General features: G+C 42.1%; 12 protein-coding genes. 6 read left to right on the forward strand and 6 right to left on the reverse strand.

The window, feature by feature from the left end; translation table 11 throughout:
* Positions 1-1137: a methyl-accepting chemotaxis protein gene (locus VK179_05240; GenBank protein HLO58122.1), complete on the forward strand. Its 1137-nt coding sequence runs from the start codon at positions 1-3 to the stop codon at positions 1135-1137.
* A 338-nt stretch (positions 1138-1475) separates the two neighbouring features.
* Positions 1476-2099, forward strand: coding sequence for a porin family protein (locus VK179_05245; protein ID HLO58123.1), 624 nt, complete (start codon positions 1476-1478; stop codon positions 2097-2099).
* Positions 2100-2268: 169 nt separating this feature from the next.
* Here VK179_05245 and VK179_05250 read toward each other — a convergent pair whose 3' ends face one another.
* From VK179_05250 to VK179_05270, 5 genes are all read right to left on the reverse strand, one after another.
* Positions 2269-2733: a hypothetical protein gene (locus VK179_05250; GenBank protein HLO58124.1), complete on the reverse strand. Its 465-nt coding sequence runs from the start codon at positions 2731-2733 to the stop codon at positions 2269-2271.
* A gap of 127 nt (positions 2734-2860) precedes the next feature.
* On the reverse strand, positions 2861-3361 hold the full coding sequence (locus VK179_05255; protein HLO58125.1) for a hypothetical protein: 501 nt from the start codon (positions 3359-3361) through the stop codon (positions 2861-2863).
* Positions 3362-3452: 91 nt separating this feature from the next.
* Positions 3453-5396, reverse strand: coding sequence for an alpha-L-arabinofuranosidase C-terminal domain-containing protein (locus tag VK179_05260; GenBank protein HLO58126.1), 1944 nt, complete (start codon positions 5394-5396; stop codon positions 3453-3455).
* Positions 5397-5543: 147 nt separating this feature from the next.
* On the reverse strand, positions 5544-7484 hold the full coding sequence (locus VK179_05265) for an SPFH domain-containing protein (protein ID HLO58127.1): 1941 nt from the start codon (positions 7482-7484) through the stop codon (positions 5544-5546).
* Positions 7485-7696: 212 nt separating this feature from the next.
* A complete protein-coding gene (locus VK179_05270) occupies positions 7697-8380 on the reverse strand; it encodes an outer membrane beta-barrel protein (protein ID HLO58128.1) in 684 nt (227 codons plus the stop codon).
* 144 nt (positions 8381-8524) lie between these two features.
* On the opposite strand from VK179_05270, the gene VK179_05275 reads away from it, so the two are divergent.
* Together VK179_05275 and VK179_05280 are read left to right on the forward strand one after the other, a co-directional pair.
* Entirely contained in the window at positions 8525-9829 is a 1305-nt protein-coding gene (locus VK179_05275) for a T9SS type A sorting domain-containing protein (protein ID HLO58129.1), read from the forward strand.
* A 33-nt stretch (positions 9830-9862) separates the two neighbouring features.
* Complete coding sequence (locus tag VK179_05280) at positions 9863-10744, forward strand: PorP/SprF family type IX secretion system membrane protein (protein HLO58130.1); 882 nt, start codon at positions 9863-9865, stop codon at positions 10742-10744.
* A 35-nt stretch (positions 10745-10779) separates the two neighbouring features.
* Here the strand turns inward: VK179_05280 and VK179_05285 are convergent, their stop codons facing one another.
* Positions 10780-11610 (reverse strand): hypothetical protein, encoded by an 831-nt coding sequence (locus VK179_05285; protein ID HLO58131.1) that lies wholly within the window; start codon positions 11608-11610, stop codon positions 10780-10782.
* 186 nt (positions 11611-11796) lie between these two features.
* Here VK179_05285 and VK179_05290 point away from each other — a divergent pair, with 186 nt between their 5' ends.
* Positions 11797-12276 (forward strand): T9SS type A sorting domain-containing protein, encoded by a 480-nt coding sequence (locus tag VK179_05290; protein HLO58132.1) that lies wholly within the window; start codon positions 11797-11799, stop codon positions 12274-12276.
* 6 nt (positions 12277-12282) lie between these two features.
* Positions 12283-13620 (forward strand): hypothetical protein, encoded by a 1338-nt coding sequence (locus tag VK179_05295; protein ID HLO58133.1) that lies wholly within the window; start codon positions 12283-12285, stop codon positions 13618-13620.
* The last annotated feature ends 125 nt before the right edge of the window (positions 13621-13745 follow it).

Here is a 13745-nt window from a genome sequence, read left to right on the forward strand (position 1 = left end):
ATGAATAAAATTATATTACAAACGCTGATTACTTTCGGATTGGGCATTCCTGTTTCTGTAATCTTATTGAATTTTATGTTCAGGAAGTCATTGCTTTATAAGATTATGTCATTGTGGGTTACCAATATCTTCGTTGTCATAGCCAATACAAAAATGACTGATGCCTTTCCGGACAGCTATCCGCAGTATTTATCACTGCCGACAGGTGCCCTGATTACCATTTTCCTGGCTTACCAGATATACCGGCTTATAAAGAAGCCTTTCGACAGATCTATAGCCAACGTGGAAAGCCTTGCTGAAGGGAACCTTCAAATTGCCATCTCAAAAAGCATGGAAAACCGCAACGATGAATTGGGAAAACTGGCAAGGTCAATCAGGATGCTGTCTGAAAATCTTAACGGGATAATACAAGGACTTCAGAATAGTTCCAACGAGATTTCCACTCTAGGTCAGCAGTTAAATTCAACATCACAGATGCTGGCCAGCGGTGCAAGTCAGCAGGCAGTATCACTTGAAGAGATAAGCGCTTCAATGGAAGAAATGGCTGTAAATATTGAAAATAGTTCGGTAAATGCCGCGCAAACAGAAAAGATAGCAGAAAATGCAAACGAGAATGTAAAAAGGGGGAATGATTCCGCACTGGTCGCCCTGAAAGCCATGAATGATGTAGTTGAAAAAATCAGGATTATCAATGATATCGCATCCCAAACCAATCTTTTATCGCTCAATGCCGCCGTTGAAGCTGCCCGGGCAGGAGAACACGGCCGTGGTTTTGCAGTTGTGGCAGCAGAGGTCAGAAGACTTGCCACTCTGAGTAAGGAAGCCGCTGATAAAATTGAGGTGGTTTCAAGAAATGGTGTAAGGATTTCAGAAGAAGCAAGCGATCAATTGATAGAGGTTATTCCCCTTATGGAAAAAACAACTGGTTTAATTAAAGAGATTGCCACAGCCAGTGCTGAACAGAATGTCGGAACCGGACAAATCAATCACGCTTTACAGGAATTAAACAACCTCACTCAAAAGAATGCCAAGAGCGCTGAAGAAATGGCTTCAGGTGCAGGAATTCTTGCAGAACAAGCAGAAACGCTGACAAAACTGATGAAGCATTTCCGGACGGCAAAGGCTGTTAGTCTGTAGTCTGTTAGTCTGAAGCCTGTTAGTCTGTTAGTCTGTTAGTAAGAAAACTTATCACGGTATATCAGGCATCCAGTATCCAGTATCCGGCATCCGGCATCCGGCATTCCATTCAATTGCCCCGGACTTCAGGCCGGGGTTTGCTATCCTTTGAGTACCCTCCTGTTTATGGCTTTAGCTATCACAGAAAACCACGGAAAAGGCACCGAAAAAAGTGTAATATCTGTGAGAAATTGTGATATCTGTCAGAAATGTTTTGAACTTATTAAAACTACGCCGGTTGATAACTATAAGAGCGCTGTAAAAGGCGTGGTTACTTATGTTCAACTAAAACCAGTTATATGAAATCTACTATTTTAAAATCCGGCTTCCTGCTTCTGTTCATTATGGCTTGTGCCGGCATTTCAGCACAGTATGCCATTCGTCCTTATGTCGGAATGAATAATTCGACCCTGACGAAAAACCTTTTTACGAATGAAAATCTGAAGTATACATTCGGGTACCAGGTAGGCGTTGACCTGCAGCTGGGAAATAAATTTTATGTCCAGCCGGGAGTCCAATTCGAGTTCCTCAAAAACTCAAATATAACCGGCCCGGTTTCTTCACTGCAGGATTTCGACCTGAAACGCACTTACTTCAGGATTCCCCTGATGATCGGGTATAATTTCAGTGGAATGGACAGTCCTCTTGGTTTACGCGTGTTTACCGGGCCAAACGCTGCTTTTAAACTCGGCGGCAAGGTAGGTGATAACGGGGTTGTCGGTGAAGTTGACCTGGTTGACAATATGCGCAGCATGATCTGGGGATGGAATGTCGGAGTGGGAATTGACGTGATCCGATATGTATTCGTTGACGCAGGATATGAGTTTGGATTATCCGAAGTATTTGACGATCAGCCGGACCTCAATTCAGGGATCAGGAACAATTTGTTTTATGTGAACGCAGGGTTGAGGTTTGTTTTTTAGGTTTATTACAGGCTATTAGCAGTTTTTAGGCTATCAGGCTATTAGCAAGAAAGTCTGTTAGTCTGTAGTCTGTTAGTCTATTAGTAAATCCGGTGTACAGGCAGATTGCTTCCCCAGATCGCAATGATGGGTTTTTACTAACAGACTAACAGTCTAATAGACTAACAGCCTAATATTCCCCCTTAATCACAAAAAACGATCCCCGGATTGTGCCGGCCAGCTTGGATTTCTGGGTGGCAAATTTGAATTTGCCTTCCAGTTCTTTGGGGATTTGCATTCCTTCAGAAAGCTTAAAGCCAACGGCTCTTTTCTTAGGATCGTCAAGGGTATACAGGACATTCACCGATAGCCCGTCTTCGTAAAAAACATAGGTCCATTTAATATTTTCAACCTGGAATTGCGAGGTTTCAAGGGGTCTTGCCGAAAAAACAATACCCCGTTCTTTCTTCAGGATATTATTTACATAATCAAGTGTTTCTTCACTTTGGCTGGCAGGAACCACTTTAAATTCGTGGTTATACTTGTTTTTAAAATAACGGGCTTCATTGGCACGCAGGCCGGCCAGTGCTTCAGCAACAGGTGAAGTTTCCAGTTCAACTGTGGATACCTTTTCAAAATCAACGGTGTAGGACATTTTACCCTCCAATTTAAACTCATTATTTCATGATAACAAAGAAGTATTTTGATTGTTTGAAGACAATATCAGGCTGTTAGGCTATTAAGCTATTAGGGTACGCGGTGATAACTATCTCGTCCGGTTCCTAAATAAGCCCATTTATAAAAAGCTCTAATATTGCAACAACTGCTGAAATAGAACCTACCGTAAGGATAATGGAGGGGGCACGTTTGTATTTAATCGCCTGGATTTCCGCAACCTGGTTAATAGGCACTGATTGAATTTCTAATTGACTATAATAGAGCAGGGAATCGGTTGTACTACTGACTTTATAAACTTTTCCGTCTTTGTTGAATTTAGTCACTTTGTCTTTATTCATAATTGTTTCATCCACCTGGTCTTTAGAAATCGATTTCTCAGCCATAATTTTTGCAATAACAGCTGTGTCATTTAATACACCCGGAAACTTACGGGAATACTTCACTGCAACACCGTTTGTTTTCGTAACCTCCATTACCCAAACCGATTTCTTACCTGAGTAGTTTTTGAAATCCTGAGGTGTGGTTAACATTAGTGGAGAATAACAGGCGCTCTGCAAAAAAAGAACTCCTACCAGCATCATGCTGTTTGTGATAATTTTTTTCATTTTTTCGTTAAAAGGTAATACATTTTGTGAGGTTTGTCAAGTAATTCCTTTCCAACCCACTCAGTATTAAACCGTAAAGGGTATGGCTTGCTTACCTTTTCAACCTCATCACTGTCAATGACATTGCCGGAGCGGAATAGGTGAATGATTTGCCGGGCCTAATCGTTGAAGTAACCGGAACAATATGTCGGGGATTTTCAAATGTGTTCTCCGCATCGGCATCACCTGACAGTACAGTCTGATCTGCTTCTGAGGAAATTTCTCCCAATTTTTTCAGGTTAACTTTAAAAACTTTCCGTTCACTGCCTGCATTTACCAATTTCAGAATAATATCACCGGTCCTACTGTCTTTAACACAGGAGTATGCCACCAGGGTGTCTTTTTCATCTTTCTGTATCACGTTGTCATAATACAGGTCGCCTCTATTCTCACAGAACAGCTTCTGAACATAATAATTTACCGATGGACATATCCTGACATTATCAAAATAAATCATATCGGTATTCCACTGTGTAAATCCTTTTTTCGACAGTAAGGGAGCATAGGACGCCATCCTCACCACATCACCGTTGCGCTCGAGCGATGTCATGTAAGCAGCCTCTGCAATGGCATTCCGCATTTTGTTACCCCATGATGCATATTCACCCAGGTAAACCTGGCCTGCTGAAGCGGAATATTTATCATATCGCTGTTGGTTGGCCAACAGCCATGCGGGATCTACATAATAATGCTCATCCACAACCTGCACTTTCAGATCCCTGGCAAATGCCCATCCCTTATCAAAATCCTCACCGCTGTGAAAGGGACCCGCCGTTCCGATTATTGTAATTTCAGGATGTTTTGCCTTTACGGCATCATAGATCATTTTGAACCGTTCTTTGAATTCCAGTGTGATCTTGTCCTCATTGCCGATGCCGATATACTGCAAGTTGAAAGGTTCCGGATGGCCTGCGGCTGCCCGTTTGGCGCCCCATTCGGAATTTACGGAACCATTGGCCCATTCCACCAGGTCGAGCACTTCCTGAATATAGTCCTGCATCTGGTCCATCGGGATGGCCTGCTGACCGGTTCCCCCGATGCGCCATGTACCGCCTGAATTCTGGCAACTTACTGCAGCCGGCAAAACCGGCAGGGGTTTGGCGCCGATATCTTCGCAGAATTGAAAATATTCAAAATACCCCAGCCCTGCTGTCTGGTTATACCCCCAGATGTTGCGCTGTTCCTTGCGCTCTTCAAGTGGTCCAATTGTATTCTTCCAGCGGTACATATTTCCTAAACCATCTCCATGGGTAAGGCACCCTCCGGGAAAGCGAATAAACGCCGGTTTCATGTCGGCCAGCAATTGCGCCAGGTCGGGACGCATTCCATTAGGCCTGTTTTTAAAAGTATTTCCCGGGAATAATGAAATGACATCAAGGGCCAGCTTGCCTTTTGTAGTGGCAAGAATTACAAGGGTTGCGCTATCACAGCTTTCTGAAGGGATCAGGGTTGCTGTGTATTTCTGCCAATCACCTGATGAAGTAGAAAAGGTTTGTTCGGCCAGGATGGTTCCTTTGGGTGTCTGCAGGCTTGCTGAAACCGCAACAGGATCAGCCGACATCTGACGGATGAACAATGAGAGATTATATCGGTCACCTTTTTTAACTACTATGCCATCAAAGCCGTAGTTTTTAATTCCCACTCCCGATTGGCCTTTGTTTTGACTGTAATTTCCTACAAACTCAACATCAAGCACCACATAATGAGGATTGTTTATGTGGAGAGGGGAAGCGGTTTCGACGCTGATCTTTCCGTATGAAAAGCCAGGTGTCAAATATTCCCAGTAGGAAAGAGGACTCCACTCCCTTCGTTCGGCAGGATTGTATTCAAACGAGCGGTTCTGAACCAGCTCAGCGTATAAACCGCCATCCGCTGCATAGTTTATATCCTCAAAAAACAACCCGAACAAATCGGGACTTATGGATTTGCCGTTTCGCTGGGCGAAGGCACTGAAGCTGATGAATAAGCTCAGGAATAAAAGGAAGGCTATTTTCATGGTTTCGGTCTTTTGGTCTGATGGTCTTCTGCTATTGCTTTTAGTGGACATTAGGGACGATAGGGACAATAGGGACTTACCAGTCACCAGTTACCAGTTACCAGTTACCAGTTACCAGTTACCAGTTACTAATCACTAATCACACTTTTAGTCTCCACCCTCGGTGCTCAGGCTTTGCTTGTTTGGGGGCCAGGGTTTATTAAAGTCGTTTTTAGGATCAATCATTTCCATGAGTTTTAACCCCAGAATTCCTTCCACTGCATTTCCGTTGCCGTTTGCGCCGATCAGTACATCGGGGATCAATTTCACATTGCCCTTTGCCAGCTCTTCCGTGATCTTATACCGGGTGAAATTATCACCGCCAATGGCCTTCACAGCCAGTTCATAGGCCTCAGCCGTGGATTTACCAATAGCCCTGATCTTGGTTGCTTCGGCATTACCGGTTAATGAAATCTGTTCAGCCTGGGCGGATGCTTTAAGCTTAATGGCTTCCGATTCTGCCTGTGCTCTTGCCCTGGTGGATTCAGCCTCGGCATGAGCCCGCATTTTAGTCGATTCGGCCTCGGCACTCACGGCCAGTTTTACGCTGGTGGCATCGCCTTCAGCTTTCTTAACTGTCGCATTTGCAGTCCTTTCGGCAATTTCAACACTCTGCTGCGCTTTTACGATATCTTTCTGCATGTCCGCAATGGCAGTCTCTTTTTCCATTCCCTGCCTGGTTTCCTGGGCTTTTTTCTGGGTTTCGTAGGTTACTTTCTGTTCTTCGGCCAGCTTACGATCGGTTAATGTTTTCATCAGGGTTTCCGGGGGAACGATATCACCGATCAGGGTATCCACCGCATTCACGTTGTATTCATCCAGCACTTTCTTGATATGTGCTTTGGCCGAATCCTGCCGTTCTTTACGGGTGCTTAAAAAGGCAATCACATCGCTGTCCTGCGCCGAGTTCCTGAAATAGTTACCTATAGTAGGCTCAAGCACCTGTGAAACAAGGTTTACCATATTCCCGAAACGGGCTATTACCTTGGGTGCTTCGATTGAAGGCACATGGATAATCCGGGCCACATCCAGGTTAAACGGGAAACCGTCTTTTGAACGAACGGTGATGGTTGACAGGTTTTTATCGAGATTATGCGCTTCACTCCTTGCCGATGCCCAGTTCAGAACCAGGTTGGTTGTGGGCACCAGTTCGATTTTCATAGTGTACTTGTTGATCGGGTATTTTCCCGGACCAAGCGGTTCAAGCCAAACGCCCTTGTAGCCTTTCTCAACAATATTGCCGTGTTTGAAATCGGAACCTGTAAGATCTTTGCCCTCCTGGCCTATATAAGAAATAACAACGCCGACATATCCAATGGGAATTTCTGTCATGGGTGTCTCTTCAACCTGGATGGCCCACGGGTTCAGGTTATAAGAACCTGCCAGGATCACCTGGGGCTGCAATCCCCTGTTTCCGCCATTTTTGATGAAGGTATCAAAATCCTGGAAGTTATTATGGCCTTCGATGATCTTACCTGCAATCTGTCCCCTTTCAATCGGAAGTCCGTCAAGGGTTGTTACTATCCCTACCATACTTTCCTGGATGCGTACCATATCGGTTATTGAAACCTGGAACAGCATGGTATTAATGCGATAGGAACCGGCTGTAATGTAGGAAGCCTGCCTTCCGCGCTGTCCGCCTGCTGTAAGGAACTGTTCGGCATCCTGGAAATTATCACAGCTGACCCGCTGGGCAAGGATGTTACCGGTTGGAATCTCATTCCCGTCTTTTGCCAGGATAAGGCCTATTTTCCCTTCGGGAATAACCGTAAACGATTCCATTTTAATTTCGAATTGCCATATCCATTTCCCGAAGTACAATCCGGGGGCAAGTGTCTTTGCCTGGAAACCGGCTTCACCGTTTGTGGCAATAATGCGACCGCCAGGCAGTTCCTTGTATTTTCCGAATAAAACAAATTTCTTTGTAACTAACCCTATCCTGTCTTCAGGCACAATTACCATCCCCAAAAAGACGCGGGCTATGTATTTCGAAAGAATAACACAGAGGATTACCAAAAGAATCCACCAATACTGAATGAGAATTTCCATGATCAAATAAATTTTAAGAGATTGTTATGGGTGTTGAACTATTAGTTTCGCATATTTCTGAGGTCAAGATAATGAAATTTCTTACGTTTTTGTCCTCACAAATACACATAGGAGAAAAATATGAGAATTGATACCGGTTTTCATGAAAACAGGATTTCATTCAACAAATAAGGTTATTAGTTTATAAGGTTGAATAAATATACTTATTTAATTTACTTAGGCCCTAATTTAAAATCAAATCCCAGCAGAAAATAAGCTGATTTAAAACCGCTATTTTTAACGTTCCGAATGTTAGAACCAACCTGGTTATATTTATACAACCCCAGGTTATACCCTGTCTGAACCACAAACCAGGAAACCTCATCAAATTTTAATCTCACTCCTGTATTGAAAGCCAGTCCATAGTCAAAATCCTCATAATCATTTCTTGCATCCCGGTTTATCTTTCCCTGGTGATGATCACCGTTCACTACAAAAGTTTCGTAGGTTCCGGACTCTTTTGATTTTGCTAGTACACTGAAATAGCCTCCTGCCTTTATGTAAAAACTCTTTTTATTCCCGAATGAAAATTGAGGCATTACATTTAATGCAACAAAACCCAGCGACAGATCGATGTCTTCAATTGTATGATGAGAAGCCGAACTTTCATGGGCAGTAATATGTGAATCCAGCCTGTTGAAGTTTATACCAACAGAATAGGAGAAATGCTTATAAAGAGGTGCTGTAAAAGAAGAACCAACGGTATAGGAGAATTTTGAATCTGCATCAGCAACATCATAGTAAGTGGTGTAGGGAATTACTGAGTAATTTGGCCCTGCAGCCAGTCCAATAACCGATTGACCAGATGAAACATTCAGGTAAAATAAAAAAAGGATAATGAGTGTTACGGTTTTCATTGCTTTTTAAGCAAAGAGAAAAGATAATCAATTTTATAATACCCAATAATCGGTTATAGGGGAAGTTTTTTGCTAGATTTTAATGTAAAGAAGGAACCTTCACATCGAGATCAAAGTATACTATACAACCCAAATTTATCTGCTATGAAACCCTCATTCATTGTATTATTTTCGATAACACTTTTTTTCAACCTGTACCCCTCTTTATTTTCTCAACAGGAAATATCCGGTACGTTTAAAACCGAAATATTTGATATTTCAAATGAGGAATTTACCCCTGACTCGGGCATAACCTATACATATAATTCAAGTTCTGATTCACTTAAGGATACAAAAGTGGTATATGGCTGGGATCAGACAGGCAGAATAACCATGTATGCCAGTTATAAATGGGATACGATCGGGAATTTCTGGAAAGGGGCATACCGGAATGATACAGAATACGATCTTATCGGAAATCGTACCGGTTTAAAATTTTTTTCATGGGACACTTCTTCCGGAGACTGGTCACTTACCAACAAAATTGATTATCTCTATAATGATTCAAATGATCTGAGCCAGGAATCCCAATATTTAATTGAGCCTGATCAGATAAACGGGAATTTGATAAGCCGGCAAAACTATGAATATACTTACAAAGATCATTATACCGAATACATAGTAATATCCTGGATTAATGAAATGATGCAGGAAGAACCGGGAGATACAACCACAAAAACCGAATTATACTATAACCAGGATTCACAGTTGGTTTTAAAGAGGACCAGTTTGTGGCAAAAAGGACATGGCGTGTGGAGATTCGTTACCATGGATTCAATGAAATATGATGAAAACAAAAAGCTTATTGAAGATTCGTATTATTCGTGGGACATTGCCAACCAAAAGTGGACAGGTAATTTCAGAACAGAAATTAAAGAATATACAGGCAATAACTATTCTCTTCTTTTGTATTATTCATGGGAATCTTTAACAGAAAGCTGGAATCTTAATTACCGTGAAGAATTGCAGTATAGTCAATCAGGGAAACAAACATCACTGCTGGGATCTCAATGGAGAAATTCAAGTACATGGGCTAATACATTGAAAGTTATTTTCAATTATGATTATCATGATAACGAATATATGGAATCATGGTATCACCTGGATGAAAATACTCAAAGCTGGTTCATTTCAACCAGGCTGTACTATTTTTATCCGTATTCCATGATAAATGTTACAGAAAATTATTCCCATGATTTCCTGCGGATTTATCCGAGCGTAATGGAAGAGTATTTAAATTTAATTACAGATCAAAACGGGCTTACAGGTGAACTATATGACATGAATGGCAGAATTGTAAAATCATTCCCAATATATAATGGTTTAAATACTCAATATACAGGAAATCTTAAACCGGGCATATATATTTTTAAAACCAATCATTATACCTGTAAGTTAGTGAAAAGATAATTGAGGATTTATATATGTTTGAAAAATAAACCTATGAGTAAACCACTTCAGGCTTGCATCGTTACAGCCTTTTTATTCCTGTCTTCACTGATCTGCCAGGCTCAAATGATAATCCACCCGGTGAGGGTAATTTCTCCTGAATATACAATGTTCTGGAATACCAAATCTCTTTTCAATCCTGCCGCAACTGCTACCGAAAGTATTTACGAGGCTTCAATAACAGGCCGGGGCCAATGGGTAGGTCATAAGGATGCTCCGTTAAATTTAGGCCTGATGCTCGGTATGAAGTCCGACATCCTGCACGGTGGAGCAGGATTCGACTATTCATTTGCCAGATACGGCCAAACACTGATTAACCATGATTTTAAACTCAACTATTCCTATCATATGAAATTGGGAGAAGATCGATTACTGAGTGCCGGAATTTCGGCAGGAATGACACTTATGAAATATGATTTTCCTTTTGATGAACCTCTCATTGACGATAACGGACATGACACCTTTTATGATTTTCAATTCGGTTTATTTTTCAGGTCGACTCACCTCAGGCTTGGCTTAAGTTCAACTCATTTCCAGTATTTCGATCCGTATTCGGAAAAGAATACACTGACTCTTATTCATTGGTATTCCTCTTATGGTTTTGATATTACCGATAAAATTGAGTTCAGACCGGAATTATTGATCCTGTTTCCTGAATTAAAAACAGATGACCTGGCTCTGTCCACCGGATTCATAGCTACATTAAATAAGATTTTCCAGGCCGGTTTCACGTACCGGACAAACAATTCTTACGGGTTTACTTCCGGAGTGAACATAGCAGGTAAATTGCAACTCGGCTATTTATTTGAATACACAATAAACAAGCCCGGACAAGCTCTTGGCAATCATGAGTTCATGATGAGCTTTTTGATGTAAATGGTAATATACTGTCAATGGCCTGACGAAGAAAATTACTTTGAATACAACCTGAAAAACTCTTCCGTATCCTTTATCTTCTCCAGCCCGAAAATCCAGCAAACCTCTGAAAGATCAGAAAAATCAAGCCCTCCGGAGGAAATGGATTCATTTTTATAGCGGCCTTCCATCCCATTGTATCGGTTACATATGTCCACAGCAAGTTGCCAAACGGCAATTAATTTTTGATCTGCAATTTTGCTTTTCCAGGCGGTATATTCCGGCGTACGAAATCCGGGACTTCCGTTCCCGACTGTATTGCCGTCGGGAATTTTATGATAGTCTGAATTTTCTTTTACATACTGAAGACTTTCAGGTGAGGTCGACTGTTCATTCCAGTCAGCGTGCTGAACCACATGAAATCGCTGTTTTGTAATGATTAACGGCATTTCTGACTGAACGGATTTAATGAGCAGCGCTGTGAAATCAGACTGCCCGGCTTCACCAATCCACACATCACCACCGCCTGAAAAGGTATTTTTAATGATTGCCACAACTTTTCGCACGGCAGCCTGCCGGTTTTCATTGGCATCGGTCCAGTTGGTTCCGAAGGCAAGCTGAAACAACTCGTTGGCAGGAACATAAAGTCCCTCCTGGATTCCGTATGTTCCGGCCACTGCATGGTAACGAACCGCTGAAAATCCAGTGTTGCTTAATAAAGTAGCCAGTGCTGCCGCACTCTCCACGTCATCTACATCGGTTTTGCAGTCGAACTGGACCAGGAGCAGATCATTTTGTGTATTGAACCGCCCGATGAATTGGGCATCCAGTGAAAATGTAAGCAAAAAACAGGATGCCGTAATAAGCATGAAAGGAAGACGTTTCATTTTTGCTGATATAAATTCTTATGAATTAAAATTAAAAATAAACCATCAGATTCAACTAACTGCTTAATAGATGTTTTCTGAACAAATGCCATAAACATCTGTTTTGAGATTAATCTCCCCGTCGTTCCGTAATATATGAAGAACGACTTCCCAGTATTTCAAGTATTAACTTAATAGTATCCGTCCTTGAAACATCTTGTTGGATGCGTTGTGATGTCCTTATGCTGGTTATGCTGGTGTTCGGGTCAGCAGTCTTTTGCAGTTTCAGGTTTCGATATTTCCGGCAAGGCAGGTTCAATGAGCGCAACAGTCGGACAGTTCGATTACGGTGTAATATCAGATGAGAATTCTGTTCTTATCGCCGGAGTCCAGCAACCCTTTGACACTCCACTGCAAACGAACTCTGAATCTATACCTGGCGAAGGTGTGATTTTCGACTTGTACCCGAATCCCACAACCAACATGGTAATCCTGAAAACTACCGGAGTAAACACGGGTGATCTTTCCTGGTGTTTACTAAACTCTGACGGGACAGAGCTTGAAGCTGCCCCTGTATTGAAAACCGAAACGGCAATTTCACTCCGTAATTACAAGCCATCGGTTTACATTCTTATCGTGAGGAATCCTTCAGGAAATCTGAAGATTTTTAAAGTCATTAAAAACTAACCTTCTATGAAAAAAATCTTTACCTCAATTGTATTTTTCTGTGTGGTGTTAATCGTTCTTGCCCAACCACCTGAAAAAATTAGTTTTCAGGCAGTAGTCCGCAATGCTGAAGGCGAACTTTTAAAAAGCACACCCATAGGATTCCGGATACAGGTTTTAATGACGAATGAATTCGGAGCGGCAGTGTTTGTCGAGACACAACAGGTGACGACAAATGAAAACGGCCTGGCTATGTTGCAAATTGGTAATGGCACAGCTGTTACCGGCAAACTTGAGGATGTCGACTGGGCAAAAGGTCCTTATTATCTCAAAACTGAAATGGATCCTGCGGGAGGAACTAACTATAGCCTCACTGGCACTCAGCAGATCCTGAGTGTGCCGTATGCCCTGTATGCCAAAAATGCGGCTATGCCTGAAAATATTGTAAAATCTGATTCAGTTCCGGTGAAGGGAAATGTGCTGTATTTTGACGGAACAGGCTGGAAGCCGGTTTCCCCGGGGACTGACGGACAAGTTCTGACTATGGCTGATGGTATTCCTCAATGGAAGAATCCGGTTACCGGGAATGAAATTATTGAATTACACGAGCCGGTTTTAACAACCTCCTTTCCTGATAACAATATCACTCACCTGATCCATCTGGCAACTGATGGCAATTATTATTATACATGCAATGGTGGTAATTATACCAATGGTAACATCAATAAATACACCCTTAGTGGTGATTTTATCAAGGCTTATCCTATTGCGATTGATATGAGGGGACTTATGTACAATAAAGCGGATGGCAATTTTTATGTATCGGGGTTTGAAGCTTCCACTGCTGAAAGAAATATTTATAAAATTACCAGCCTGGATAACGGAACCTTTACAAAAATACTGCCCAATTCTTACGACTACTACCAGTCGACTACCGCCATCAGTGATGACGGCGAATTTTATTATGCGTTCTACAACGGTGTGCTGAAAAAGTATAAATTATCAGACGGGACTCTTGTTGACACCTTTGAAAATATTGAATCGGGCAGCTTGAATGGCTCGAACGGTGCAGTAGCAGTGGATGACCAATATTTCTATACCTGGGACCCGGCAACCGGTACCATTCATGTTTATAAACTGGACGGAAGTTTTGAGAAAAACCTCAAAATTCCTGTCGGTAATTTCGGCTATTCGTTGTCCTATGCCGCCGGTTATCTCTTTGTTTCCATAGATGGTGTCCCCGGAACCTGGTATGGATATAATATACGCAAGATGATTAACCCGGCGAAAATAACACCTGTCGAGGCCAAAATTCAGTCTTCTCAATCAAGAGTACCAAATGGCCCTGATACGGTTATTCCGTAGAATATTACACTGAGTTGCCAGAGCTATCACAGAGGACCAGGAAGTATAATAAGTGATTCTCTGTGGTTCTCTGTGCCTGCTCTTGTTTCCTCTGTGTAATACACTTCTAATATTTGCCCGTTTCA

The organism is Bacteroidales bacterium, from assembly GCA_035299085.1.
In the GTDB taxonomy this organism is placed as follows: domain Bacteria; phylum Bacteroidota; class Bacteroidia; order Bacteroidales; family UBA10428; genus UBA5072.